Source organism: Streptomyces sp. LMG1-1-1.1 (genome assembly GCF_040815545.1).
Taxonomy (GTDB): Bacteria; Actinomycetota; Actinomycetes; order Streptomycetales; family Streptomycetaceae; genus Streptomyces.
Genome location: NZ_JBFPNH010000099.1, coordinates 1 through 609 on the forward strand (window position 1 = coordinate 1; position 609 = coordinate 609).

A 609-nucleotide genomic window follows, 5' to 3' on the forward strand; every position below is an offset into this window, starting at 1 on the left:
GCATCGTGGTTTCTCGTCGTATTTCGACGAGAGTGATCGGCGGGGTGATTTCGGTCCGGCGGATGTGTTCTCGCAGACGTTCGATCTGAATTTCGATCCGGGTATTCATGATGTGTTCATCGCGTGGGGTGCGGGTGCGACGTTGGTGTCGGTGCCGCCGTCTGCGTATCGGGATCTGCCCGGGTTCGTGGCGGAGCACGGGATCACGGTGTGGCATTCGACGCCGAGTGGTATTTGGATGGCGCGGGAGATGGGTGCTCTGGAGAAGGGTGCTCTGGACGGGGTGCGGTGGTCGTTCTTCGGTGGTGAGGCGTTGCGTTGTCAGGACGTCGAGGACTGGCTGGTGGCGGCGCCGGGGTCGAAGGTGGAGAACCTTTACGGGCCGACGGAGTTCTCGATCGGTATCTGCTGGCATCGCTGGTCGGGTGAGGAGTCGCGGCGTCGTGGGGTGAACGGCACGGTGCCGATCGGGAAGGTCCATGCGGGGCACGAGTTCCGGCTGGTGGACGAGGACGGTGAGGTGTCGGATGTGGAGGGTGAGCTGTGGCTTGCCGGTCCGCAGATCTCGACGGGCTATCTCGACCCCGCGCACGACGAGGGCCGTTTCGT

Annotated in this window: 1 protein-coding gene; it reads left to right on the plus strand. The window is 63.9% G+C overall.

All coding sequences use genetic code 11. The features are described 5' to 3' along the window. On the plus strand, positions 1 to 609 hold a 609-nt coding region (locus tag MRBLMG1_RS37235; protein WP_367828586.1), incomplete at both ends, for an AMP-binding protein.